The 25,052-nt window shown below is 64.3% G+C and carries 17 protein-coding genes; 10 read left to right on the top strand and 7 right to left on the bottom strand.

Annotated features, from left to right (window positions below; genetic code table 11):
- The first annotated feature begins 32 nt into the window (after window positions 1–32).
- The 4 genes from NJ75_RS19855 to NJ75_RS19840 are packed head-to-tail and all read left to right on the top strand — an operon-like array spanning window position 33 to window position 4,085.
- Window positions 33–1,157, top strand: a complete 1,125-nt coding sequence (locus NJ75_RS19855) for a P-loop NTPase family protein (RefSeq protein ID WP_236727208.1) — start codon at window positions 33–35, stop codon at window positions 1,155–1,157.
- Window positions 1,158–1,180: 23 nt separating this feature from the next.
- Window positions 1,181–2,116 carry an ABC transporter transmembrane domain-containing protein gene (locus NJ75_RS19850; protein ID WP_039337639.1) on the top strand — a complete coding sequence of 312 codons (936 nt, stop codon included), beginning with the start codon at window positions 1,181–1,183 and terminating at the stop codon, window positions 2,114–2,116.
- Window positions 2,113–2,931: an alpha/beta hydrolase gene (locus NJ75_RS24815; protein WP_039337638.1), complete on the top strand. Its 819-nt coding sequence runs from the start codon at window positions 2,113–2,115 to the stop codon at window positions 2,929–2,931. Before NJ75_RS19850 ends, NJ75_RS24815 begins: the two co-directional genes overlap by 4 nt.
- Window positions 2,928–4,085 carry an OprO/OprP family phosphate-selective porin gene (locus tag NJ75_RS19840; protein ID WP_039337637.1) on the top strand — a complete coding sequence of 386 codons (1,158 nt, stop codon included), beginning with the start codon at window positions 2,928–2,930 and terminating at the stop codon, window positions 4,083–4,085. Before NJ75_RS24815 ends, NJ75_RS19840 begins: the two co-directional genes overlap by 4 nt.
- A gap of 35 nt (window positions 4,086–4,120) precedes the next feature.
- Here the strand turns inward: NJ75_RS19840 and NJ75_RS19835 are convergent, their stop codons facing one another.
- On the bottom strand, window positions 4,121–4,852 hold the full coding sequence (locus NJ75_RS19835; protein WP_039337636.1) for an anti-sigma factor family protein: 732 nt from the start codon (window positions 4,850–4,852) through the stop codon (window positions 4,121–4,123).
- Complete coding sequence (locus tag NJ75_RS19830; protein ID WP_052242677.1) at window positions 4,849–5,385, bottom strand: RNA polymerase sigma factor; 537 nt, start codon at window positions 5,383–5,385, stop codon at window positions 4,849–4,851. The genes NJ75_RS19835 and NJ75_RS19830 overlap by 4 nt, the downstream gene beginning before the upstream one ends.
- A gap of 132 nt (window positions 5,386–5,517) precedes the next feature.
- Between NJ75_RS19830 and NJ75_RS19825 the strand changes: the two genes are divergently transcribed.
- Together NJ75_RS19825 and NJ75_RS19820 are read left to right on the top strand one after the other, a co-directional pair.
- Window positions 5,518–6,963, top strand: coding sequence for a S8 family serine peptidase (locus tag NJ75_RS19825; protein ID WP_236727207.1), 1,446 nt, complete (start codon window positions 5,518–5,520; stop codon window positions 6,961–6,963).
- A 77-nt stretch (window positions 6,964–7,040) separates the two neighbouring features.
- The gene (locus tag NJ75_RS19820; RefSeq protein ID WP_039337635.1) at window positions 7,041–10,391 is read left to right on the top strand and encodes a hybrid sensor histidine kinase/response regulator; all 3,351 of its coding nucleotides are present in this window, start codon (window positions 7,041–7,043) and stop codon (window positions 10,389–10,391) included.
- On the opposite strand, the gene NJ75_RS19815 is transcribed toward NJ75_RS19820, so the two are convergent.
- Window positions 10,365–10,988 carry a response regulator transcription factor gene (locus NJ75_RS19815; protein ID WP_039337634.1) on the bottom strand — a complete coding sequence of 208 codons (624 nt, stop codon included), beginning with the start codon at window positions 10,986–10,988 and terminating at the stop codon, window positions 10,365–10,367. The genes NJ75_RS19820 and NJ75_RS19815 overlap by 27 nt on opposite strands.
- Window positions 10,989–11,261: 273 nt before the next feature.
- Here NJ75_RS19815 and NJ75_RS19810 point away from each other — a divergent pair, with 273 nt between their 5' ends.
- Window positions 11,262–12,953, top strand: a complete 1,692-nt coding sequence (locus NJ75_RS19810; protein WP_039337633.1) for an MFS transporter — start codon at window positions 11,262–11,264, stop codon at window positions 12,951–12,953.
- A gap of 42 nt (window positions 12,954–12,995) precedes the next feature.
- Here NJ75_RS19810 and NJ75_RS19805 read toward each other — a convergent pair whose 3' ends face one another.
- From NJ75_RS19805 to NJ75_RS19790, 4 genes are all read right to left on the bottom strand, one after another.
- The gene (locus tag NJ75_RS19805; protein WP_052242676.1) at window positions 12,996–14,075 is read right to left on the bottom strand and encodes a phytase; all 1,080 of its coding nucleotides are present in this window, start codon (window positions 14,073–14,075) and stop codon (window positions 12,996–12,998) included.
- The gene (locus tag NJ75_RS19800; protein WP_052242675.1) at window positions 14,075–16,873 is read right to left on the bottom strand and encodes a TonB-dependent receptor; all 2,799 of its coding nucleotides are present in this window, start codon (window positions 16,871–16,873) and stop codon (window positions 14,075–14,077) included. Before NJ75_RS19800 ends, NJ75_RS19805 begins: the two co-directional genes overlap by 1 nt.
- 164 nt (window positions 16,874–17,037) lie before the next feature.
- Entirely contained in the window at window positions 17,038–18,489 is a 1,452-nt protein-coding gene (locus tag NJ75_RS19795) for a Ppx/GppA family phosphatase (protein WP_156135879.1), read from the bottom strand.
- Window positions 18,490–20,628 carry an RNA degradosome polyphosphate kinase gene (locus tag NJ75_RS19790; RefSeq protein ID WP_236727206.1) on the bottom strand — a complete coding sequence of 713 codons (2,139 nt, stop codon included), beginning with the start codon at window positions 20,626–20,628 and terminating at the stop codon, window positions 18,490–18,492.
- Window positions 20,629–20,826: 198 nt separating this feature from the next.
- Between NJ75_RS19790 and NJ75_RS19785 the strand changes: the two genes are divergently transcribed.
- The 3 genes from NJ75_RS19785 (at window position 20,827) to NJ75_RS19775 (ending at window position 24,900) form a co-directional block, all read left to right on the top strand.
- Window positions 20,827–23,139: a TonB-dependent receptor domain-containing protein gene (locus NJ75_RS19785; RefSeq protein WP_039337630.1), complete on the top strand. Its 2,313-nt coding sequence runs from the start codon at window positions 20,827–20,829 to the stop codon at window positions 23,137–23,139.
- Window positions 23,140–23,141: 2 nt separating this feature from the next.
- A complete protein-coding gene (locus NJ75_RS19780) occupies window positions 23,142–24,509 on the top strand; it encodes an alkaline phosphatase family protein (protein WP_039337665.1) in 1,368 nt (455 codons plus the stop codon).
- A gap of 202 nt (window positions 24,510–24,711) precedes the next feature.
- Complete coding sequence (locus NJ75_RS19775; RefSeq protein ID WP_039337629.1) at window positions 24,712–24,900, top strand: hypothetical protein; 189 nt, start codon at window positions 24,712–24,714, stop codon at window positions 24,898–24,900.
- Window positions 24,901–25,052 lie beyond the last annotated feature (152 nt).

Here is a 25,052-nt window from a genome sequence, read left to right as displayed (position 1 = left end):
TCGCCCCGATTGGAAAGAAGGGGTGATTGGACATGCTGCAGGACCTGCAAGCCCAGGGAAGCCTGGTTGCACCAAGCCAGGACGTAACAGGGACCATCGCGCGCAAGGGGCGGCCCTTGCGCGAGGATCGCCGCATGGCTGCAAAGCGGGCCTTCACCACGCGCCGTGTCGACCTTGATCTGGCGACGCGGCTGCGCAGCGACGTAAGGCCGCGTGCGGGGGATCTGGTGCTGGCGCGGGTGGCGCAGCTCGGCCAGCACCAGAAGCTTGAATCCCCCCATGGTCGCCGCGCCCAGCTCTATGTCGGCGACGAAATCATCGTCGCCTATGGCGAACGCTACGCACCCGACCAGTTCGAGGCCATCGTACCTCAGGACCTTTCGGCCTGTGATCTGGTCGCCGGTGGTGGCGTCGCCGGTCTTGTCCTCAGCCGCCACGCGAAGATGCGGCCGGCCACGCGGATCGAGCCGGTTGGCCTGCTGGCCGATGACGATGGCAAGGTACTCAACCTCGGTTGGTTCGGACTGCCACGCCTTACCGTGCCACCTGTCCTGCCTCCCGTCGTCGCGGTGGTCGGTACGTCGATGAACGCGGGCAAGACGACCGCTGCGGCCGGATTGATCCATGGATTGTCGCGGGCCGGCCTCAATGTCGCTGCGAGCAAGGTCACGGGGACGGGCTCCGGTGGCGATCTGTGGACCATGCTTGATGCTGGTGCGCGCTCTGTTCTCGATTTCACCGATCATGGTCATACTTCGACCGCTGGCCTGACGCTTGACCGCATCGAAAGTGTCGCCCTTTCGCTCATCGCCCACAGCGCGGTATCGAAATCGGACATCATCGTCATCGAAGTGGCCGACGGCTTGCTGCAGCGCGAAACCGGCGCCCTCCTCAAGTGTGGCCGCCTGCGTGAGGCGCTGCACGGCGTGCTGTTCGCGGCAGGCGATGCAATGGGCGCGGTGGCTGGCCATGACTGGCTGGTGAGGGCGGGGCATCGGGTGCTTGGCGTGTCCGGTCTGCTCAGTGCGTCACCGCTTGCCGTGCGAGAAGCCGAAGCGGCGCTCGGTTGGCCGGTCCTGTCGCTGGCCGATTTGCGCGATCCCCTTACTGCGCCGAAGATCTGCTTCGCTGGCGATGCGAAATCGTGCCTCGCCTGATTTCCCCATCCATCGCGCGGCGCATGCTGCCTCCGGTTTCGGTGGCCGTTGCGCAAGCCTGCGCAACGCTCGTCGGCGCCGCGCTTGTGCACCGCGCAGCGCAGCAGCCGGCCGCCTCGCCCATAGTTGCGCTAGCGGTGGTCGCGCTGCTCTGCGCTTTCGGGCTGGAGGTGGCGCGCCGAAGGCTGTGCGAGGCGATTGGCTGGCACGAAGTGGCGCAAGTGCGCGCCGGGCTGTTCCGGCGCATCTTGCGGGCCGATCCGTCGCAGATCGCCCGCCAGCGCCATGGGGCCCTGCTGCAGGTCTTTGTTGGCGACCTGTCCGCCCGGCGCCAGTGGTTGAGCGACGGGTTGCCGCGTGCCGCCACAGCGCCAATCCTCGTGGCTGCCCTTCTGGCCTGGGCCGCGGCGCAATCACCATGGCTTTGCGCAAGGATCGCCACCCTTCTGTTGCTTGGCATGGCGGCAGGAGCCGCCCTGCTGGGCCCGATGTCGCGCGCGGTCCGCGAGGTGCGGCGCACCCGTGGGCGCCTGTCCGCCTTTGCTTCTGACACGATTGCAGAAATGGCGGACGGTGCCGTTCCCCCACGGCAGCGAGCCCGGCTGCGGCGCCTTCGGCGGCGCAGCGATGCCCTGAACCGTGCCGCCTTGCGGCGTGCCTGGTGGACCGGAACCCTGCGTGGCCTGCCGCACCTGCTGACCAGCCTGATCGTGCTGGTCGTGCTGCTCGATGGTGGCGCGATTTCAGGAACGGTCGTGGTGATCGGCACAGCTGGCCTTGCCCTGAACGACCTTGCCCGCGCGGCAGAGCTATGGATCTCGGCGCGTATTTCGGCGCTCCGCATCCGGCGCCTGATGCGCCTTCCCAAGGCGCCTCCGCAACCGGATTCCTTAGTGCTGGTCGACCTTGCCGAGCCCAGGCACCGCTTTCGACCTGCAAACAGACAGGACTGCGCATGACCGCTCTGTTCCCGATCCCGCAAACGGCTGCAATCACAATGACCCTGCCGCAGTTCGTTACCGTGCCGGCGACGCCAGCCCGCCGCTATTACGCGGTGATCCCCGAGAACTGCGCAAGCGATGCCGTCCCGCTCGTGGTGGTCCATGGGATTTCACGTAACGCCGCAGAATTGGCGCTGCGCTTTGGCGAACTTGCTGCGCTGCACGGCATCCCGGTGATCGCCCCTCTGTTCGAGCGCGGGAGCTTCGGCAGATATCAGCAAGTGCGCGATCCGGATGGCGCTCTGCATTGCGACGATGCCCTTTTCGACATCCTTGCAGATGCGGCTGTCCGGTTCGGCATGCATGGCGCGCAGTGCAACCTGTTCGGCTTTTCCGGCGGGGCTCAGTTCGCCCACCGGTTCGCCATGCTCCACCCTCACAAGGTGCGTCATTGCATCGCTGCCGCCGCCGGATGGTACACCATGCCCGATTGCTGCCTCCCGTGGCCACTCGGCCTTCAGGACGCTCCTGGCCCGATCGATCACGCCGCGCTCGCAGATGTCCGTTTCGACGTGCTGGTCGGCTCGCTTGACCGGCGGCAGGACAAAGCCTTGCGGCGCTCCGATGCCATTGACGCCGTGCAGGGCGTCCATCGCCTCCAGCGCGCCCGACGCTGGGACCGGGCCATGCGCAAGGCGGGCTTTTCATGCGGCCTGACGATCATTCCAGGCCTGAGCCACGCCTTCGGCGATGCCGTCCAGCTCGGCCTCGTCCCGCTTGTCCTACACCAGCTCGGCGCGGGCCGGGCCAAACCCGAGGAACCCGAAACATGAACACCTTTGCAAGGGCTATCGCCCCCGCAATCGCCCTTTGTGCTCTGCCTGCCCATGCGCAAGAGGTCAAAGCGGATGAGAAAGGCCTCACGCTTGATGCAGGCCCGCTGCAACTGAACCTCGGCGGACGCCTGCATCTTGACGCCAGCGTCTTCGACGATCCCGCCTTGCAACGTACAGGAGTGACCAGCGCCGACGTCCGCCGCGCCCGCATCGAGCTGTCCGGCAAGGTTGGCGAGATCCTGCGCTTTCGCGTTGACCGTGAATTCGCCGGGGCCAGAGGCTGGCGCAATCTCTGGGCCTCTATCGAGCCGGTGAAAAACCTCGAGATCAAGGGCGGCAACATGATCGTGCCGTTCTCGATGGAGGATATGCAAAGTTCGAATGCCACGCCATTTGCCGAACGCTCGATGGCATCTGCCCTAACCGGCGGCTTCGGCCTTGGCAGCGCGATCTCCTCCGGCGGCCGGAACTGGAGCGCCAGCGTGGGGTATTTCACCGATGCTCTCGCCAACGATGAAGGCCGCACCACCGAGCGCGGAAAGGGTGTGGTGGGCAGGCTCACGTTTGCGCCGGTTCGCTCACGCAAGGCAATCGTGCATCTGGGCGTCGGAGGAGAACGCAGGACATTCTCAGCGATCGAGCGCGTACGCTTTACCGCCGACCCTGGCTCCGTCTTCGCTCCTAACATCATGTCCAGCGGTACGCTCGGATCGCTCGAAACGCTCAGGGCCTTGAACGTCGAAGCAGCCGTCTCGCTTGGCCCGGTGCTGGTTCAGGCGCAGGCCCTGTCGCTCAAGTTGCATCGCACCTTGCGGGAAGATCGCAGCTTCAATGGCCAGACCGTCCAGGTTGGCTGGATCGTGACAGGTCAGCGCCATGCTTACAGTGCGTCGAGTGGAATATTTGGCGGTCCGGAACGTCGCAAGGGCGGAGGTGCGCTTGAGTTGGCCGCGCGCTACAGCCGCCTCGACCTGGTCGATGGCACTTTCGACAGGGGCATCGGCCGCGCGCTCAGTGCCAGCGCAATCTGGACGATCAGCACCAATCTGCGCCTGCTGGCCACATACACCGACAACCGCGTCCGCTTCCCCAGCGGGGACGCGCCGGTCAAGAATCGCGTGGGTGTCCTGCGTGCTCAGGTGAACTTCTAAAGCGGAGCCTTTCGGGTTGGCTTCCGCCGGGGCGGTCACCTGCTGGGGTGGCCGCCCCATTCGTTTGCGATCAGCGCCTGTTCTGCAGCCGCATCAAGCGGATCGGCCAACTTCAGGCGGCGATGGGCTGCGTCCAGCACGGCATCGTCGGCCCCGGCTGCCACCGCGTAGTCCCCGGTGTTGGAAGAGGTTCCGCCAGCCCCCTGCGCTTCGATCGTCCAGACGCCTTTCGTGTCGCGACAGGCCACGGCCACCTTGCCACCTTCGCCAAATTCGCGGCACCAGCGCCCATCGGCTGCCCGCGCGGTCAGCGCAGGGGTGATCCTGCGGCCATCGGGCAGCTCTGCCGAAGCCAGCGAAGGCGTCCGATCCAGAGCGAGCGAGAACGGATCGCGATCAGGCGAGCCACCGCGAGGGGCAAGCACCACAGCGGCCACGAGGCTCGCAGCAATCGCTCCGCCCAGTGGCAGGGCATGGCGTCTCCACCATAGCGGATTGTCGTTGGCGGCCAAGGATGAGGGTGGGGGCAGAACCGCAAGCGGAGCCGGTTCGCCAAGGCCGAGCCGTTCGAGCATTGCCGGATCGATTGGCGCCTCTGCCACCGGCGCAAAAGCCCCGGCGATCAGGGCGTCGTTTGCGCCCCATTCGTCGGCAAGGGCCTTGAGCTCGGGGTCGGAAGCAAGTTCAGCCTCGAATGCGTCAAGGTCTGCGCCGGTAAGCTCGCCGTCAAGCCATGCGGCAAGCCGTTCTTCGCGCGAAGGGGTCATGGTTGGGCATCCTTCTGCGTGAATTGCGTTTCGCCAAGGCATAAGGCGATCCTTGCCCTGCCCCGGGCAAGTCGGCTCATGACCGTGCCCACCGGCACCTCCAGTGTTTCGGCGGTATCGCGATAGCTGCGGCCTTCGATCACCACGAGGGCAAAGACCGCACGCTGATCATCGGGCAGCGCCTGCAGCGCGCGCTGGGCAGCGGACAGTTGCGACCGGTTCTCGACGGTCTCGCGCCCATCGCTGCCGGCAATACCGTGGAGGGCATCGACATCGATTGCCGTGCCGCGCCGCCGGGCAGCGCGCGCACCATCGATGTGAATGTTCTGCGCGATGCGATACATCCAGCTGTCGAGCCGCGTGCCTGGCTCGAACTGGTCGGCACGCCGCAGCGCCCTTTCAACCGTGGCCTGCATGAGATCGTCTCCATCGGCAGCATTGCCGGCCATGGCCTGGCAGAACCGCCGCAGGCGCGGCAATGTGGCGACTATAGCCGCGCGCATTGCTCCTGCATCGTGATCTGCCTGCTCCATCCATGCCCCCACAACGTCTTGTGCGTCCGGCTATTCCAACCCGCTCTCGGTCGCGCTACAAAAAAGTTGCCGACCATCGGAATAGCAGGCACTTGCAGTCGTTGTCGGCGCGTATCAAGCAGGATTTCATCCATGGACATGCGCGCCATCCTGTCAGGAATTGCCATCGGGTTGCTTGCAGTGCCCGTGTTCCCGCATGACCGCGATCCGCCCGAAACCCAGCGTGCACAGGAACGGTTGGAGCGCGAGCAGGATCGCGCGGCCCAGCGTGCGGAAGAGCGCGCCGCCCGCTTCGAACGTGATCGCAGTCGCATTGAAGAACGGGAGGTGCGCGAACCGGCAAAGGCCGCCGAGGATCTCGCCAAGCTGGAAGCCGATCGCGCCGAGGATGAAGCCAAGGCTGCCGAGGATGCCGAAAAGGCCGAAGCGGACTACGAAAAGGAACTGGCAGACGAAGCCGAGGACGAGCTTGAGGATGCCGCCGAGCTTGCCGAGCAGTCAGACGACGACAGCCTTGAACGGGGAAGCAGCGCCGAAATCCGGGACATCGCCGATGGCGAACGCGCCGAACATGACGAGCGCGGATTTCCGGTCCGGCGCGGCGAAGTCTTTGCTCTGGATGTGCCCGAAGGCGTCTTGGTGCAGATACAGCGCTCCGGTTACCGGATCATCGAGCGGACCCGTCTCGAAGCGCTCGACCGCGACCTGCTGCGCCTTGCGGCCCCTAGCGGAACCAGCGCAACTCTCGCCAGGGATCGGCTGCGTGAACTTGCCCCAGGCGCCACAGTCGACGTCGTCCATTATTACGGCATGGACCTGACAGCTGGCAGCAAACCGCACAAGACACGTGAAAGAACAATGCCAACCCGCGAAAACGAAAGCTTTTCGGTTGGCGTGATCGATACCGCAGTCGTGTCGCATCAAGCGCTCGCCAAGGCCCGGATCGTTCCGTGGAGTGAAGGGGCCACGCCGCAGGCGCAGGCCCGGCATGGCACTGCAGTGGCCTCCTTGCTGGCCAGTGCCGGTCGTCCGACCATTTACAGCGCCAACATCTTCAGGGGCCCGGCGGATCGCCCATATACCTCTGCCGAAGTCATTGCCGCAGCGCTGGAATGGACTTTGCTCCAGGGCGCTCCGGTCATCAACATGAGCCTGGCCGGACCGCGCAACGCTATTCTCGACCGCCTCATTCGTGATGCGGTGAAGGCTGGCAAGGTGGTGGTCGCCGCGGCCGGAAACGGTGGCCCCACGGCACCGCCGTCCTATCCGGCAGCCGTTCCGGGCGTAATCGCAGTAACCGCGGTCGATAAAGATCGCCGGGTCTATCGGCTGGCCCAGCGCGGCAGGCATATCGCCGTTGCCAGCTACGGAGTCGATGTCCTGGCGGCAGAGGCCGGGGGTAATCTAGCGAGGTTCACCGGGACATCGTTCGCCACGCCGGTCGTTTCAGCCTGGCTCGGCCGCTGTCGCGCTACCGGCGCGGATGCTTCTGCCTGCCGGCTGCAGCTCAGGAAAGCGGCGAAGGATCTGGGGGCGCAGGGTTTCGACGAGACCTACGGCTTTGGACTGATCGAGTAGCGACGCGGATGGCTTTCCTTGCTGACACCGGCATCGTGGATCACCCTGTCAGCAGCGCATTGGAACACTGACAGCGGATGAGCGGACAGATCGCAGGATTATTGGCGCTGGTGCTCTTCGCCCTGCTATTCGGCGTCGCTGCACTGACCGAGCGCGGACACATGTCCCTGCGCCGCAGCCCGAAGATCCGGCACGTCGCCTATACTCTCGCGCTTGGCGTCTATTGCTCCAGCTGGACGTTCTATGGCGCGGTCGGCAGCGCGGTCAGCGAGGGGTGGAATTATCTCCCGATCTATGTGGCGCCAGCACTGCTGCTTCTGTTTGCGCCAGCGTTCTTTTCTCGCCTGGCCGAAGAGGTCCAGCGCGAAAGAGCCTCGACCATTTCGGATTTCATCGCTGCCCGGTTTGGCCACGATCCAGGCGTTGCGCGGATCATCACGGTCATGGCGCTATGCGGCACGGTGCCCTACATCGCGTTGCAATTGCGTTCCATCGGGACGGCGATGGCCATCTCCTCCGGCAGCCCCATTGCTTTTCCGGCGATGCTGGCGGCGGCTTGCGTGCTGACAGTCTTCGCCATCCTGTTCGGTGCGCGACGCTACGAGATTGCCGGGCGCAGCGAGGGGCTGGTCTTCTCGATTGCGCTTGAATCGCTGCTGAAGCTCGTCGCCCTTGCTCTCGTCGGCTTCGTTGCCGTGCTCGTGCTTGCCAAGGCGCCGCCGGTCGCATGGCAGAGGGCCTGGCTGGTCGTCGAGCAGCAGTTCGCACCCAGCCAGTTTACCGTCGAAACGCTGGTGATATGCGTGATTTCGGCTTTCGCGATCGTGGTGCTGCCGCGCCAGTTCTACATGGGCCTGGCCGAAGCCCACTCCTCGCGCGATCTGCCCAACGCGCGTCTCGGGCTGGCGGCCTATGTGCTGGCAATGGCAGCACTCGTCCTGCCAATCGCGCTGGCCGGCTTGGTTGCCCTTCCGCCGGGCGTTCCGCCAGACAGCTACGTGCTGCTCCTGCCACAAAGCAGCGGGTACCAAGGCATCGGCCTCGTAGCGCTTCTTGGCGGGATCAGTGCTGGCTCGGCCATGGTCATCGTCGATGCCGCCGCGCTTGGCATCATGGTCTCGAACGACCTGATCTTCCCGGCGCTGCTGCGCAACGAGGGCCGACCTGCACCGGGGGATCTCGGACGCCGGATGCTGCTGGTACGGCGCGCCGCCATCGTCGGTATCGTCGGCCTCGCCTTGCTCTGGGCCATGCTGGTCGACCCCTCGCACTCGCTTGCCTCGATCGGGCTGGTTGCCTTTGCGGCCATGGTCCAGTTCGTGCCCCATCTCCTTATGGCGGTTGCCTCGCCAAGGCACGATCCGCTTGCGGCGCGGGCCAGTCTGCTTACCGGCTTCGCGCTGTGGCTCTACACGCTCGCCCTGCCGCCGGTCCTGCCTGATGCCGTGCTGGCATGGCTCGAGGGCTCATTGTTCAATCCCTTGCGCCTCCTTGGCCTAGGTAATGCCAGCCCCTTGGTCCACGGTGTCGCGTGGAGCCTTCTGGCCAACCTTGCCGTGCTTGCGCTGGTCAGGGCGGGCAAGCGCAGTGCGCCCCGCCTGCCGCGCTTGCTGTCTTCCGGGCGCACGGCTGGAAACCTCGCGGACCTGGCTGCTCTCACTGCCCGGTTCGTGGGAAACGAGCGAGCGATTGCCGCATTCCCGCCCGAACGTCACGGGCAGCCAGTCGACCGCCTGTCAGCCCGCCTGGCGCAGGATCTGATCTCCGGCGTGGTCGGTAATTCCTCCGCGCGGCTGCTGGTTGCCTCTGCCCTGGCCGGCGCAACGATGACTGCGGCAGATGTGGCGCGCCTGCTGGATGAGGGCGGGCAATCCCTCGGCTTCTCGCGCCAATTGCTCGCCGCTACGTTCGAGAACCTTCAGTCCGGCGTGAGCGTGATTGACGCCGATCTTAATCTGGTGGCTTGGAACACGCGATATGTCGAACTTTTCGGCTATCCGGCTGACCTCGTCAGGGTTGGCGTCCCTATTGCAAATCTCATCCGATTCAACGTCATGCGGGGGGATTTTTCCGATCCGGTCGAGGTAGAGGTCGCCAAGCGCCTCAATCATTTGCGCGCCCGCCGTGCCTATCAATCGGAACGCAAGCATGGGGATGGGCGGATCATCAAGTCGGTCGGCGGCCCGATGCCGGGCGGAGGCTATCTCACGTCGTTCACCGACATCACCGAAGAAGCGCAGGTCCGTGCAGAGCTCACACGCACGCTTGACGAACTTGAACAGCGCGTGGCCGAGCGCACCCGCGAATTAAGCGAGGTGAATGATCGTCTCGCCGCTGCCACCCGTGACAAGACGCGCTTCCTGGCGGCGGCAAGCCACGACCTGATTCAGCCGCTTCACGCTGCCCGCCTGTTCGCGGCCGCGCTGGGGCGCAACCTCGAGGGTTCGCAAAAGGCTCTTGCCGAGAGGATCGACCGCTCCATTGTCTCGGGCGAAGCCTTGCTGCGCACGCTGCTGGATATCTCGAAGCTCGATGCCGGCGGCATCCACCCCAATCCCGAGCCGATCCTGCTGGCTCCGCTTGTCGAGGAACTGGCCGAGACCTTGCGTCCTTTGGCCGAGGCACAAGGTCTTGCGATCAGGCTCGGGCCGCTGCCCGGTGCCGTCGAGACCGACCGCGCCCTGCTGCGCTCGATACTGCAGAACCTTCTCGCCAATGCCCTTCGCTATACCCCGAAGGGCGGCGTGCTTGTGGGCGTGCGCCGGCGCGGGGCGGACCTGCGTATCGATGTGGTCGATAGCGGCGTCGGCATCCCCACCGAACGCCAGCGCGAGATTTTCAGCGAGTTCACCCGGCTCGGCGTAGTGGAGGCGGAGGGCCTGGGGCTTGGCCTCGCCATTGTCGAACGCATTGCTCGCCTTGTCGGTGCGCGCATTGCCCTCGTGTCGCATGTCGGGCGGGGCAGCCGCTTCAGTGTGACGCTTCCGGCCTTTGACGGAGCGCCGCCGAGAGATGCTGCTCCCTCGGCAGTGCCGCTGACGCTGGCGCCGTTGCGCCCCCTCCGGGTTCTCGTCGTCGACAACGAGCAGGACATCATTGATGCCTCGGTCGCACTGGTCGAGAGTTTGGGGCACACCGTCATGGTCGCGAACAACGCTGACGCTGCGCTGGCGCAGGTCGTGCATGCCGATGTGCTCCTGGCGGACTATCACCTCGAAGCGGGCGAAGATGGCCTGTGCCTGATCGATCAGGCCCGCCTCCGCAATCCCGCGCTGGCCTTGGCCATGGTGTCAGCCGAGAACGGCACGGCGCTGCGCAATCGCCTGAGACTGCGGAAGATCCCCCTGTTTTCCAAGCCTGTCGATGCCGACGAGATCGCAGGTTTTCTTGCCCGTTGCGCCTCAGCTCTTCAGGTCGAGACCCAGTGAGCGGGCAATCAGGGCAGCTTGCGTGCGGTTCTGCACGTCGAGCTTGCGCATGATCGCGGTCATGTGCGCCTTCACTGTCGCTTCGCTCATGCCCAAGTCATAGGCGATCTGCTTGTTGAGCTTGCCGTCGAGCACGGCAAGCAGAACTTTGAGCTGGGTTGGTGTCAGGTCCGCCACTTCGCGGCGCATCTCTTCAACCGGCTCGGCGTTCGCGCTGGCCGGTGCCTGTCCGCTCAGGGCTGCGCGGATCGCATCTTCGATCGCCGCCAGGTCGGCATCCTTGCGAAGGAAGCCGACCGCACCGAATGCGCGCGCTTCGTCTGCAACTTTCGCCCCTTCGGCGCTCGAGACCACCAGGATTGGCACGTCGGGGCGTTCGGCGTGAAGCAGGGCAATGCCGGAGTAGCCGATCGCTCCGGGCATCTTCAGGTCGAGGGTGACCAGCGCGAGGTCGGATGCTTCGCTTGCTGCCCGCGCTGCTGCCGTAAGCGTTCCCGCCTCGATCACCCGGGCGCGGGGCGCCACGTTCGCCACGGCCAGCGCCAGCGCCTGCCGGAACAGCGGGTGGTCGTCGGCTACCAGGACAGTTTCGCTCACGTCGCTCCTTCATGGCCCTTGCCGCGTCGAAAAGGATCATCAGCGCGGTGCCGTGATGCAGCTTATCCGCTGCCGCACCGTGGACAACCCCCACCATCCCGCCCTGTAGCACCCGTCCTGCCCTTCGACTTTGGTCGCATACCTACGACCATCGGCGGCCTGTCGCGTCGTCGCACTCTCGAAGACTGTGCAATGCATTGCTCAGGCCGTCGATTAAATTCCGATTTGCCGCCAAAGACCTTATCAAGAAGCCAACAAGAACATGGAACGAGGATGCCCGACTTGGAAACTCCCGATGATATCTCGGCCTTGCCGAAGCATCACCAGGCCACTCACAGCGAGAAGCTGATCATCACGGCCTCATCGCTGGGCACGGTGTTCGAGTGGTACGACTTCTACCTCTACGGCCTCCTCACCGCGATCATCGCCGCCAAGTTCCTCACTGGCCTCAACGAGACGACGTCGTTCATCATGGCGCTGCTGGTCTTCGCGGCGGGCTTTATCGTCCGCCCGTTCGGCGCGCTGGTCTTTGGCCGGATCGGCGACATGGTCGGCCGTCGCTACACCTTCATTGTCACGCTGCTGGTCATGGGTCTGTCGACCTTCCTCGTCGGCTGCCTGCCCACTTATGAAAGCGTCGGCGTCGCCGCGCCGATCATGCTGGTCGTGCTGCGCATGTTCCAGGGCCTTGCCCTTGGCGGCGAATATGGCGGCGCGGCGACTTACGTTGCCGAACACGCGCCCGAGGGTAAGCGCGGCCTCTATACCAGCTGGATCCAGATCACCGCCACGGCGGGCCTTGCCATGGCGCTGCTGATCGTGATCCTCGTACGCTCGCCTGTCACCGGCGTTGGCGAAGCGGCCTTCAAGGACTGGGGCTGGCGCGTGCCGTACCTGCTTTCGGGCCTGTTCCTGGGCATCGGCCTGTGGCTGCGCCTCAAGCTGCATGAATCACCCGTGTTCCAGAAGATGAAGGCGGAAGGCACCTCCTCCAAGCGCCCGCTGTCCGAAGCCTTCGGCGAATGGAAGAACCTCAGGATCGTGCTGATCGCGTTCTTCGGCGCCATCGCCGGACAGGCGGTGGTCTGGTACACCGGACAGCTCTACGCGATGTATTTCCTCGAGAAGATGCTCAAGGTGGATGGCCTGACCGCCAATACCCTGATCATTATCGCGCTGGCCTGTGCCACCCCGTTCTTCCTGTTCTTCGGCTGGCTGTCCGACAAGATCGGCCGCAAGAAGATCATCTTGACGGGGTGTGCGCTGGCTGCGCTCACCATGTTCCCGGCGTTCAAGGCACTGACCGCAGCGGCGAACCCGGCGCTCGCCCATGCCCAGGCCAATGCCCCGGTCAAGGTCATGGCCGATCCGGCGGAATGTTCCTCGCAGTTCGACCCGGTCGGCGCCAACAAGTTCGACACGACCAGCTGCGACATCGTCAAGAACGCGCTCGCCAAGGCGGCCGTGAACTACGAAAACGTCGCCGCTGCTGCGGGAACGCCGGCCACGATCCTGATCGGAACCACGACACTGGCGGCGCCCGATCCGCGCAAGGTTGCCGGCGAGGAAAAGAAAGCCGCCATCGCCGCCTTCGCCAAGGAGGTTGCGACTGGCCTGGAGACGGTTGGCTATCCCGCCAAGGCCGATCCCGGCGAGATCAACAAGCCGCTGGTCGTGGCGATCCTGTTCTACCTCGTGCTGCTGGTGACCATGGTCTATGGCCCGATCGCGGCGATGCTGGTTGAACTGTTTCCCAGCCGTATCCGCTACACCTCGATGAGCCTGCCTTACCACATCGGCAACGGCTGGCTCGGCGGCCTGCTGCCCGCGATCGGCTTTGCCATGGTCGCGGCCAACGGGGATATCTATTACGGCTTCTGGTACCCGGTGATCGTCGCCGCTGCCACCTGCGTGATCGGCCTGGTCTTCCTGCCGGAAACCTACAAGCGCAGCATCGACGACTGACGCGGAGCGCGGGGGCTTCCGAAGACGCCCCCGTCGCACCGCTTATGGCTTGAGGTTGTCCAGCACCGCCTGCCACGGCACCATCTTGAAGTTCTGCGCGCGCGGCGCGTTATCGCCATCCTGCGCCACGAACAGGCCAGTAGGGAAGGCAGGGCCAAAGTGCCCAAGCATCAGTTCAATCCCGTCGGTATCGCTGGTTGCGCCGAACTGGCCTGCGGCAATGCGGAAGCGGCCGCGCGGTTGCGCTGTGGTCAGATCGAACAGCGCATAGGCATTGTCACCCTGGCTTGATGCGACGAGCATTCCGCCGTCCCGTCCTTCGGGTGCCAGCGCCAGCCCTTCGACATCGGCTGCCAGCCCCTTTTCCGCGCCGACCATGGCAAAGGCATCCGCCTGAAGGACCGCGGCGCGCAAGTCGACCCGCCAGATGCCAACGTCTTCCTCAGCCACGTAGAGCAGGCCAATGCGGTCATCCACCACGCATCCCTCGGATTGCGTGCGGAAGCGGATAGATCGGAGATGCCGCGCGGTGATCATGCCGCCAACCTCTTCCAGTGCGCTTTCCGCCACCGTGCCGTCCTTGAGCACGACATAGGCCCGCGCCAGTTCGCCTGCAGCCAGCGCCTTGCCCATGCAGAAGCCATAGGCCTCGGCTGGAGCGTGACCGGCCCCAAGGAAGCTCCTCACGCCAAGGCTGGTCAGCTTGCCCGTCACTCCATCCAGCCGGAACAGCGTGATCTTTGGCTCAGCCACGTCGGTGCGGTCGCTTGCCGCCACCAGCACGAAGCCCGGGCGCACTTCGCGCAAGTCGACATTGTTGAGCGCACCCGTCGCGACGAAATCGCGCACCTTGCCGTCAAGGCCATAGACATAAAGCCCCGCCTTCTTGTCGGTGACGACGATCAGGCTGGCCGCGGGATTGGCAGCATTGCGCCAGATCGCCGGGTCATCGGCAGCATCGGCATTGGCGGATCCGACCGGCGCGGTCTCAGCCGTCGCTGCCACGTCCACCGCCGGATAGGATGGTCGCGGGAACTCCGCCACGCTGGCGCAAGAAGAGAGGAACAGGACCGGGAGCAAAGCCCCCGATCCTGCCGTGACGAACTTGGCGAAAGCGGCCATCAGAAGTTCACCCGCACGCCCGCCGCATAGCGACGGCCGAAGCGTTCGTACTCGATGGTGTAGATATCAGTGTGCGGGGTTGGCGTGCCGGTGGCGGTGAGCAGGTTGCCCGGCTCGGAATAGCGGCGGCCCGGCTTGTTCAGCAGGTTGGAGGCATCGAAATAGACCTCGAAGTTCTTCGTGATCGCATAGCGTGCCGAGAAATCGAGTTCGTCGTCGGCGGCCCAATAGGTATCGCCAGCATCGGTCAGGTCGTCGGCATAGCCATCAAGCCAGGTGCTGCGGCGCTGGTACTGCAGGCGCAGCGACAGGCCGTACTTCTCGTAATAGGCGCCAAGGTTGTAGACCCAGTCGGACGTGCCGGGCAGCCGTACCTTGCGGGCAGGGACGTCGCCCACCGCAGGCTTGGTCACCTCGCTGTCGTTGTACGTGAGGTTGGCGCTGACGCCGAAGCCGCCCATGAAGTCTGGCAGGCCAAGGCTTTCGGTGCACGGTTCCAGCTGCAGCTGCGCCGCCACCTCGAAGCCGAAGATGCGCCCGTCACCGCCGTTGGTGATGCCGGTGAAGGTGTACTGCGAACGATCCACGCCACCGCTGTTGAGCACGTCCGAATTGAAGGTGCGGCGCTGCGAATAGAGCACGTCTTCGACCTTCTTGTAGAAGACGCCGGCCATCAGGTAGCCCTGCGGACGCACGTACCATTCGAAATAGGCGTCCACGCCATAGGCGCGCTCGGGCTTCACGCCGGGATTGCCGCCCGAGATCGTCAGGTTTGCATCGTTCACGGTCACGTTGGGTCGGATCTGGTCATAATCCGCACGCGCCGCGCCGCTGTTGAACGAGAGCCTGAACTTCTTGTCCTCGGCGAGGTTGTAATTCACGTGGAGGCTGGGGAAGGCGAGGGTCTGGCTCGCCTCAGCTGTGACGAGACCGGTGGTCCCGGCGATGTCGGCCTCGGCAATCCCGCGGTTCTTCACGTGTTCGACACGGACACCGCCGACGATTGAACCCCAGTCGTACCGCAGCGTGCCCATGGCAAATCCGGCAAAGACCTGCTCGCGCACGTCATAGATGTTCGCGGTGTTGGGCGTGAAGGTGAAATTGGCCCGCGCCGCATCGGCATATTGGCGCATCTTGTCGGTATCGAAATACCGGAAGTTGTAGCCCATCGGGATCGCGCCGAGGAACGCCTGATCAAGCGAGAAGTCGTTGTAGTTGGTGGGAATCCCGATCGTGGCGAAGTCGCCCGCCGCTGTCAGCGAGATCTGGCTTTCGTCCGCTATCTTGGTGCGCTGGTCGAACTGGAAACCCAGCTTGAATGTGGCATCGCTGCCAAGGAAGCTGGTGTCCTTCGCCACGATCAGCCGGCCAGTATAGGCCTTGGTCGTGTCCACCGCATCAAGCAGGCGCAACTCGGCAAGAGGCTTGGCGAAGGTGTCGATCGCCGTAACCGCATTGCCCGCCGTGTAGCGCGTCGGGCTGGAAAGCTGCACGGTGGTGAACAACAGCGGCGTGTTGCGGCCCGGATTGGTAAAGTCGTAAGCTATCGTCGGACGGGCAGAACGCGTGGAAGGGCTGTTCCAGCGCGCTTCGCCCACCACCGAACGGTCGTCCTTGGACTCGGTGTAGTTGCCGAGCCAGTTGATCTTCCACCCTTCGCCGAACTCGTGCGTGCCATCCAAAGTGTTGGTGAAGATCGACTGCCGGAACGCGCGCAAGGTCGAACGCTGGTTGATGTCGATTCCGTAGACTGTGCCCTTCAGCGGCGTGTTGCCGATGCACACGTCGGCATAGCCAGTCGTCGTCGGCATGGTGTTGACCGTGGTCGGGCAGGTGGCCGAGCTGTTCGGAAGGTCGCTCTGCTTGTCATCCATGTCGAAGATGTAGTTGTCGCGCGCCTCGTCGTCGGTGAAGATCGTGTAGACCGAACGCAGCGAAATCGTGTTCTGGCTGTCGGGCTTCCAGTCCATGCGCCCCGAAACGGACCAGTTGCGGCGGCGCAGGCGATAGAGCTTGTTCTCGGTCTCGCGCGCCCAGAAGCGCGTTCCGTTGCCGGGGCGCTGATCCTGGCTGACGCGCTCCCAGTCGATCTCGAAGTTGTCGGTTATCATGTTGCGTTCGAAGAAGCTGCCCGAGAGCAGCACGCCGATTTCACCGTCGCCTGCCTTGAAGCGATCCGATACGACCAGCGATCCTTCGTATTCGCGGCGGTCGCCCAGCTCGGCATAACCTACGCCGGCCTTGCCCTGAACGTGCAAGCCATTGAAGTCGAAAGCAGAGCGGGTGATGACGTTGACGTTGCCAGAAACCGTCTCGCCCGGCATGTCCGGCGTCACCGCCTTCGACACGATGACCTGCTTGGCAATGGCCGAGGGAATCGAGTCAAACCGTGCATCGCGGCCCTCGGGGCTGACGACATTGATCCCGTCAAAGCTCAGCGTGGTCCAGTAGTTCGGCGCACCGCGCAGCGAGATGTAACGCGCCTGGCCCTGATCGCGCTCGATGGCGACGCCCGGCAGGCGGCTGGTGGCCTGCGCAATGTTCTGGTCGGGCAGGCGGCCGACGCCATCGGACGAAAGCACCGTGACCAGCGAATCCGACTTCTTCTGCACGTCGAGCGCGGCGGCTTCGGATTCGGCAATCGGACGCTCGCCGGTCACCACGATCGGCGCCTCGGCACTTTCCTCGGCTGCAAGGTCTTCTCCAAAGGCTGGCGTGGAAGCGAGTGCGGCAACTGAACCCAGCAGCATCGCACGAAGAAGGGTGCGGCTGCTCGCCGCGGAAAACACAGATGTCATGGTAAGCCCCCTGAATGACTTGGCTGGGGAGCCCCCTAGGCACTGCGTTTGACGGTCACGCGACAGTTCGAAGGCAGAACGAAGAATGCGTTTCAAACAGCCGTAACAATTACGGAAAGAAGGGCGCGTGTTCTGTTCACACGCGACAAGCTGTCACGGAAAAGTCAGGCGGCAGGCAAGCTGCAGTGCTGCACCAGCTCGCGCAGGTCGCGCAACGCGCTGTCGCCGACAAGGTCAGGGTCAGGGCTGTCGATCACGATTGTGTCGCCCTTGGCCCGCAGCCGCACCTGCTCCAGCACCCGCGCCGATCCCGCGCTCAACCGCCGGCACAACCGCGCCGCATGGCCCAGGGTCCGCGCCTCGAACAGCAGGTCGTCCGGGGCGAGGGCGCTCCACGGCACCTGGCCGGCACCGCCCTTGCCAAGGCTCGCCCGCAAGGCGCTGGCCAGCGCGGCGCGCCCGGCGTTGTCCACGCCCACCCAGCGCTTCTGCAGGCCCCATTCCATCGGCAGCTCGCGCCGCAGGTTCGGCTCGACCCTTCCGGCGGCAAGGCACAGCATCACCGCCGCACGCCCGACTGCCGAATCCGCCAGCGGCGCAACCTCCCTCATCGCCGCCACCGTCGCTGCGACGAGTGCTGCGTCGACGCCGAGCGGCTCCACGAAGGCGCTGACTCCGGCCAGCAACGGATCCTCGCGCTGTACCGCGTCGGGCAGCGATCCGAACAGCACGCCCTCGCGCAGGCCCCAAGACGAGAACACGATACCCTTCGGCTCCAGCTTCTGCAGCAGCACCGCCAGCAACGCCGCGGCGTCGGGAATGCTTGCAGCCCGGCTCGCCGAAACGCCATCGATCTGCTGCAGCGCCTGCCCCCGTCGCGCGAACCGCTTTGCCAGCTCCAGCGCCTTGCCGGCATCGAGCGCGAAGCCGTGGGTGTCATCCAGCGGCCAGTCCAGCTGCACCATCATCGCACGGCCCAGCGCACGCATTGACCCGCCGACGAGGTAGAGCGTCGCTTCGGGCTCGGCCACCCAGTCGGCCCCCGCCAGCATCCGGCTGATCTCGCGCACGAACACCCTGTCGCCCCGCGCCCGCAACGCGGGCAGGCGCAGCGAGCCCAGCGGCAGGCTTACCCCATGGCTCGTCCCGCCATCGGCAATGTCAACCAGTTCGAGGCTGCCACCGCCAAGGTCTCCAACGATCCCCGAAGCCCCCGGAAATGCACCAAGCACGCCCGTCGCGCTCGTCTCGGCCTCTTCCACGCCCGAAAGTAGTCGCGGCTCAAAGCCGATTTCGCGAATGCGCGCCAGGAACTCTGGCCCGTTTGTCGCATCGCGCGCCGCAGCCGTCGCCACCACGTCAACGCGCGGCACCCGTGCAAGGTCAAGCAGAGCCTTGTAGCGCCGCAGTGCCGTCAGCACGCTGTCCACCGCCTTGTCCGAAAGCCTGCCCGTTTCGGCCACGTGCTTGCCGAGCTTGGCCGTCACTTTCTCGTTCAGCAGCGTCACCGGCGCGCGCGGCGGCCCGCCATAGACCACCAGCCGCACGGTGTTGGAGCCGATGTCGATGATCGCGCGCGATTGCGCCCAGTCGTAGATGGTTGGTTTGGCCTTCACTCAGCCACGGTTAGCCGCCCCGCGCCGCAACGCAAGCTTTGGAACCTTTCTTCCCTTGGAAAGCGCCGCACCGCGCCCTGAAAGCGACGGGTTGGTCATGAAATAGCCGTGGAGGTTGAACGAGGGGTCACCTTTCTCGAACCGCTCGTATTCGCCATCCGGCCCCAGTTCCCAGCTCTGCTCGGTATCCAGCAGGTTCGCCAACATCACCTGGTCAAGGATCTGGTCATGCACGGTCGGGTTCTTGACCGGCACCAGCACTTCCACCCGCCGACCCATGTTGCGGCTCATCCCGTCGGCGGACGAGATGAACACCCGCGCCCGCTTGTTCGGCAGGTTCGCGCCATTGCCGAAGGCCCAGATGCGGCTGTGTTCGAGGAAGCGCCCGATGATCGACTTGACCTCGATCGTCTCCGAAAGCCCCGGCACGCCGGGCTTCAGGCAGCATATCCCGCGCACCACCAGCCGGATCTCCACGCCTGCCATGCTGGCAAGATAGAGCCGGTCGATAAGGTCGGGATCGGTCAGCTGGTTGAGCTTGGCCCAGATCATCGCCGGGCGGCCCTTCTTCGCCAGCATCACCTCGCGCTCGATGCATTCGTAAAGCCTCTCGCGCAGGTTGATCGGACTGATCGCCAGCAGTTCGGTGTGCTTGGGCTCGACATAGCCAGTCACGAAATTGAACAGCTGCCCGGCATCGCGCCCCATGCGCGGATCGGCGGTGAAGAACGACAGGTCGGTATAGATGCGCGCAGTAACCGGGTGATAATTGCCGGTGCCGAAGTGGCAGTATGTGCGATATCCGCCACCTTCACGCCGCACCACCATGCTCACCTTGGCATGGGTCTTCCAGTCGACAAAGCCGTAGATCACCTGAACGCCCGCGCGTTCCAGCTGTGCCGCCCACATCAGGTTCTGCTCTTCGTCGAAGCGCGCCTTGAGTTCGACCACGGCCGTCACCGACTTGCCCGCCTCAGCCGCAGCGATCAGCGCTGCGATCACGGCTGACTGCTTGCCGGCGCGATAAAGCGTCTGCTTGATCGCCACCACGTCAGGGTCGGCTGCGGCCTGCCGCAGGAAGTCGATCACCACTTCGAAGCTTTCGTACGGGTGATGGATCACCAGATCCTTCTCGCGGATGGCGGAAAAGCAGTCGCCGTCATGCTCGAGAATGCGTTCGGGATAGCGGGGGTTGTATGGATCGAATTTCAGATCCTGGCGGTCCTCTTCGATCACGGCAGACAGCCCGCTGATCGCCAGCAGTCCCCGACTCTTGATGACCAGCGCATGATCAAGCCTGAGCTGCTGGCGCAGCAGCTTCTCGGCGTCGGCGTCGAAGTTTTCCTGCAGGTGCAGGAGGATCACCTTGCCACGCCGCCGCCGCTGGATGGCGGTGCGGAAGTAGCGCACTAGATCCTCGGCATCTTCCTCGATCTCGATGTCACTGTCGCGCAGCACGCGGAAGGTGCCGTCACCCAGGATCTTGAACCCCGGAAAAAGCAGTGTCGCATGGCGCCGAACCAGTTCCTCGATCCCCACCCACGAAGCCTTGGGCCCGGGCAGACGCACGAAGCGCGGCAGGGCAGGGGGGATCAGGATCATTTCCGTCACTGCTGCACCATCGGCGGTGCGCTGCAGCTGAAACAGGATGCCGGTGCCCTGGTTGGCGATGAACGGGAAGGGGTGTGCCGGGTCGATGGCCTGCGGCGTCAGCACCGGGACGACGTGCTCTTCGAAGTAGTCGCGCAGCCACTCGGCCTCGCCCTTGTTCAGGGCATCGTTGTCGATGATGCGAATGCCGGCCTCCGCCAGTTCGTCCTTCAGATCGGCCAGCACGTCCTGCTGGGAATCGATCAGGTCCTTCACCGCGTCGAGCAGCGCACCCAGCTGCTGCTGCGGGGTCTTTCCGTCGATAGAAAGCTCGTCGATCTGGCGGCGGACCTGCGCGGCGATCCCTGCCACGCGCACCATCATGAATTCGTCGAGATTGCTGCCGCTGATCGAAAGAAAGCGCAGCCGCTCCAGCAAGGGATAGTCGGGGTTGACTGCCTCGGCCAGGACGCGCCGGTTGAAGGCCAGCCAGCTCAGCTCGCGATTGAAGAACCGCTCCTGAACCGGCGGCAAGTCTTCAATCTGCACGCTGCATTCCCCCGCTGACATCTTAAAGGCCATTGCGCATCTCGCGTTACAGTCGCGTGACAGTCCTGTTCCGGATGATTGCTGTCAACTCATCGTCACGCCGATGTCGCTGATCTGACGCCGAATCTCCATCATCCTGCAACAGCCCGCGCCTAGCAGGCCCTCGCCACACCGATGTGGTCTATGAGGGATAACACCATGCGTATCGTCGCCGTGCTGCTCGCCAGCGCTTCGCCCATTGCTGCCTTTGCAGTGGCTGCCCCGGCTTTTGCCGCAGAAGACGTCGCCCCAGCTGCTGACGCGGCTGCCGCTGCGGATTCCGCCAACGCCGAAATCGTCGTCCTGGGTTCGGGCCAGACCCGCCAGGTGCAGGAGCTTTCCACGCAGGAGCTGACCATCCTCGCCTCGGGCACCAGCCCCTTGAAGGCCATCGAAAAGCTGCCCTCGGTCAATTTCCAGTCGGCCGACGCTTTCGGCAACTACGAATGGTCCACCCGCGTCACGATCCGCGGTTTCAGCCAGAACCAGCTTGGCTTCAATCTCGATGGCATTCCGCTGGGCGACATGTCCTACGGCAATGCCAACGGCCTCCACATCAGCCGCGCGATCAGCCCCGAGAACATCGGCGTGACCCGCGTCAGCCAGGGTTCGGGCTCGATCGCGGCACAGTCGACCAACAACCTCGGCGGTACGCTCGAGTTCTTCTCGATCGATCCCAAGGACGTGCTCGGGGCCGACGTGTCAGCCTCCTATGGTTCGGCGGAGACTTACCGTGGTTTCGCCCGTGTCGCGCTCGGCACGGCTGACGGCGCGCGCGGCTATGCCTCGGTACAGTATCAGGATGGCAAGAAGTGGAAGGGCGATGGCAAGCAGCGCACGTTCATGGCCAATGCCAAGGCCGTGCTGCCGCTGGGCGAAACCGTCGATCTCGATGGCTACATCAGCTATTCCGACCGTGCAGAGCAGGACTACCAGGATCTCAGCCTCGAGATGATCGATCGTCTCGGCTATGACTGGGACAACTTCGGTCCCTCGCGCTATGCCGAAGCCATCAACATTGCCGATGTTGCCGCGAATACCGGCTACAGCGGCGTCACGCCGACCAACCCCGCTGCAGGCACCACCTATCCGTCGCCGATCGTCATTGCCGATGACGCCTATTATGATGCTTCGGGCCTGCGCAAGGATACACTTGCCGCGCTGGGTCTGACCATCCAGACCGGCGATACCGGCAAGTTCGCCATCAAGGGCTATTACCACGAGAACGACGGACAGGGCACTTGGGGCACGCCGTATCTGGCCAGCCCGTCGGGCGTGCCGATGTCGATCCGCACGACCGAATACGACATCAAGCGCAAGGGTGTGTTCGCCTCGTGGACGGGCGAATTCGGCTTCAACAGGCTGCTCGTCGGCGGTTGGTATGAAAAGAACGACTTCATCCAGTCGCGCCGCTTCTATGGATACGAAAGCCGAACCAATCCGGGCCGCGATCACCTTGATTTCCAGCGCAACCCGTTCTTCACGCAGTGGTCCATCGCGTTCGAAACCGACACGCTGCAATACTACGTTTCGGACGATATCGACCTTGGCGATCTCAAGGTGAATCTGGGCTGGAAGGGCTATTCGGTCGACACCAACGCCTTCGCGCTGGTCAATACCAACAGCCGCGCCACCGGTGACCTAAAGGTCGAGGACTGGTTCCAGCCGCATGTCGGCCTGAACTACAAGTTCGGCAACGGTCTCGAAGCCTTTGCGGGCTTCACGCAGGTGACGCGCGCCTATCAAGCTTCCACCACCAGCGGCCCGTTCTCGTCAACGCAGGCTGGCTTCGATGCGATCAAGGACACGATCAAGCCGGAAAGCTCGGACACCTATGAAGCGGGCTTGAGGTACAACACCGGTATCGTGAATGCCTCGCTCGCAGGCTATTGTGTCTATTTCCGGGATCGCCTGCTGGTCATCCCGACTTCGCTCGGCATCGTCGGGGCCACCAACGCCCTGCAGAACGTTGGTTCGGTCCGCGCGCTCGGCATCGAAGCGGCGATGGACGTGAAGCTGCCGGGTGGCTTCGGCGCCTTCGCGTCCTACAGCTACAACGATACCACGTACCGCGATGATGTCGTCATCACTGCAGGAGGCGTCACCACCATCCGTCCCACCAAGGGCAAGACCGTGGTCGATACTCCCAAGCACCTGCTGCGCGCCGAACTGTCGTATGACAGTGACACCGTGTTCGGCCGGGTCGGCGTGAACTGGATGTCGAAGCGCTACTTCACCTACCTCAACGACCAGTCGGTGCCCGGTCGCGCGCTCGTCGATGCCACCATCGGCTATCGCCTGAACATCGGCCAGCGCCAGCGGATCGAACTGCAGGTGAACGCGGTGAACCTGTTCGACAAGCGCTATGTCGCCACAATCGGCTCCAACGGCTTCGGCTTCAGCGGTGACAGCCAGACCCTGCTGGCAGGCGCGCCGCGTCAGGTCTTCGTCACGCTCAAGGCGAGCTTCTGATGATGCGCGGCCTTTCATCCGCAAGGGCCCTGATTGCGGGCGTCGTGCTGCTTGGCAGCACGGCGCCCGTCGTCGTTAAGGCCCAGGAGGCACGCAAGTCCGTCATGCTGATCTCGATCGACGGTCTGCGCCCCGGCGACGTGCTTGAAGCCGACAAGCGTGGCCTCAGGATTCCCAACTTGCGCCGGTTCCTCAAGGAAGGGGCCTATGCCACTGGTGTGATGGGCAATCTTCCCACTGTCACCTATCCCAGTCACACTACGCTGCTCACCGGCGTCGCCCCGGCGATGCACGGCATCGTCAGCAACACCACCTTCGATCCCAGGCAGATCAACTACGGCGGCTGGTACTGGTACGCGCAGGACATCACCGCGCCCACGCTGTGGGACGCCGCCAAGGCGGCGGGCCTCACCACCGGCAACGTCCACTGGCCAGTCAGCGTCGGGGTCAAGTCGCTCACCTGGAACATGCCGCAGATCTGGCGTTCGGGCCATGGCGATGACCGCAAGCTGATCCGCGCGCTGGCGACGGACGGCCTCTACGAAGCGCTCGAACACGATTGCGGCGCCTATGCCGACGGGATCGACGAAGGTGTCGAGGCGGACGAGAACCGCACGAAGTTCGCCGCGCGCCTGATCGAGACGAAGAAGCCGGAGTTCCTGACGGTCTACCTCGCGGCGCTCGACCATGAGGAACACCTTTTTGGCCCGGGGAGCGCAGAGGCGAACGCCGTGCTCGAACGTCTGGATGCCGCTGTCGGCAAGCTCGTCGCCGCCGAACTCGCCGCGCGCCCCGACGCGACAATCGCACTGGTCAGCGACCACGGCTTCGTCGCCACCGACACCGAAGTGAACCTGTTCCGCCCGTTCATCGACGCCGGCCTAATCAAGCTCGGCGCCGACGGCAAGGTTGCATCGTGGGACGCCATGCCGTGGCCGTCGGGCGGCTCGATCGCCATCGTCCTCGCCCGCCCCGATGACGCCGCGCTCAGCGGTCTGGTCGGAGCACTGTTGGAAAAGCTTGCCGCCGATCCACAGGCGAAGATCGCAAAGGTCATCGACAGGGCGGAGATTGCCAGACTGGGTGGCAATCCGCAGGCCAGCTTCTTCGTCGATCTGAAGCCGGGCGCACTGGCAGGGAACTTTGCGGTCGACGCGCCGCTCTCGAAACCCTCGCGCTACAAGGGGATGCACGGCTATTTTCCGGCAATGCCCGAGATGCGATCGACCTTCCTCGTGATGGGCAAGGGCGTGGCCAGGGGGCGCAGTCTGGGCGAGATCGATATGCGCGCGATCGCTCCGACCTTGGCCAATGCCATGGGGGCGAAACTGCCCGATGCACAGGTCCCTGCTGTGAAGGTCGGCGAATAGGCTTTGCCCTTCAATCTCCGGGGAGAGTTGGGGCTCTGCCCCGGAGAGTTGGGGTAGAGTTGCCCGAGAGTCCGAAAGAGTTGGAAAGCTCTCCGGATGGCGACCACGTTGCGGAATCTTGACGAGATTGGAATGCGTTGGCGCGACTCAGCAGGCCTGCCGCAAAAGTCTACGGCGCATTCCCGCTAACAATTGGCAAACCATGAAACGCGGCCTTTTTCGCACGATCGACACATTCCTGGGGGAATGCGCCCGCGTCCACGAAGACGCCGGCGACGCCTTTCCTTACCTCCGTCCCGAACTCTATCGCCGGCTTGGTTTTACCCCGGCCTACGAAGAACTGCCTTTTCGCGCAGATGCCACTGAGGCTGCGGCACGGCGGCGGGCCTGACGCACAAGAAAAAGAGCCCCCGCTTTCGCAGGGGCTCTGATGTTCTTGCCACAAGGCGTTGGGTTTACACCCTTTCCTTCAGCACCTCGGCCAGCGTCTCGCCCAGCAGCGAGGGCGAGGCGGAGACCTTGATGCCGGCGGCTTCCATGGCC

It is taken from the genome of Novosphingobium subterraneum (assembly GCF_000807925.1).
Lineage (GTDB): Bacteria > Pseudomonadota > Alphaproteobacteria > Sphingomonadales > Sphingomonadaceae > Novosphingobium > Novosphingobium subterraneum.
This window is presented reverse-complemented; position numbering and strand designations above follow the sequence as displayed.

Excerpts from the sequence above, each read along its gene's own strand:
- NJ75_RS19855 (WP_236727208.1), top strand. The coding sequence starts at position 33 with ATGCTGCAGGACCTGCAAGCCCAGGGAAGCCTGGTTGCACCAAGCCAG.
- NJ75_RS19850 (WP_039337639.1), top strand. The coding sequence starts at position 1,181 with ATGCTGCCTCCGGTTTCGGTGGCCGTTGCGCAAGCCTGCGCAACGCTC.
- NJ75_RS24815 (WP_039337638.1), top strand. The coding sequence starts at position 2,113 with ATGACCGCTCTGTTCCCGATCCCGCAAACGGCTGCAATCACAATGACC.
- NJ75_RS19840 (WP_039337637.1), top strand. The coding sequence starts at position 2,928 with ATGAACACCTTTGCAAGGGCTATCGCCCCCGCAATCGCCCTTTGTGCT.
- NJ75_RS19835 (WP_039337636.1), bottom strand. The coding sequence starts at position 4,852 with ATGACCCCTTCGCGCGAAGAACGGCTTGCCGCATGGCTTGACGGCGAG.
- NJ75_RS19830 (WP_052242677.1), bottom strand. The coding sequence starts at position 5,385 with ATGGAGCAGGCAGATCACGATGCAGGAGCAATGCGCGCGGCTATAGTC.
- NJ75_RS19825 (WP_236727207.1), top strand. The coding sequence starts at position 5,518 with ATGGACATGCGCGCCATCCTGTCAGGAATTGCCATCGGGTTGCTTGCA.
- NJ75_RS19820 (WP_039337635.1), top strand. The coding sequence starts at position 7,041 with ATGAGCGGACAGATCGCAGGATTATTGGCGCTGGTGCTCTTCGCCCTG.
- NJ75_RS19810 (WP_039337633.1), top strand. The coding sequence starts at position 11,262 with ATGCCCGACTTGGAAACTCCCGATGATATCTCGGCCTTGCCGAAGCAT.
- NJ75_RS19805 (WP_052242676.1), bottom strand. The coding sequence starts at position 14,075 with ATGGCCGCTTTCGCCAAGTTCGTCACGGCAGGATCGGGGGCTTTGCTC.
- NJ75_RS19800 (WP_052242675.1), bottom strand. The coding sequence starts at position 16,873 with ATGACATCTGTGTTTTCCGCGGCGAGCAGCCGCACCCTTCTTCGTGCG.
- NJ75_RS19785 (WP_039337630.1), top strand. The coding sequence starts at position 20,827 with ATGCGTATCGTCGCCGTGCTGCTCGCCAGCGCTTCGCCCATTGCTGCC.
- NJ75_RS19780 (WP_039337665.1), top strand. The coding sequence starts at position 23,142 with ATGCGCGGCCTTTCATCCGCAAGGGCCCTGATTGCGGGCGTCGTGCTG.
- NJ75_RS19775 (WP_039337629.1), top strand. The coding sequence starts at position 24,712 with ATGAAACGCGGCCTTTTTCGCACGATCGACACATTCCTGGGGGAATGC.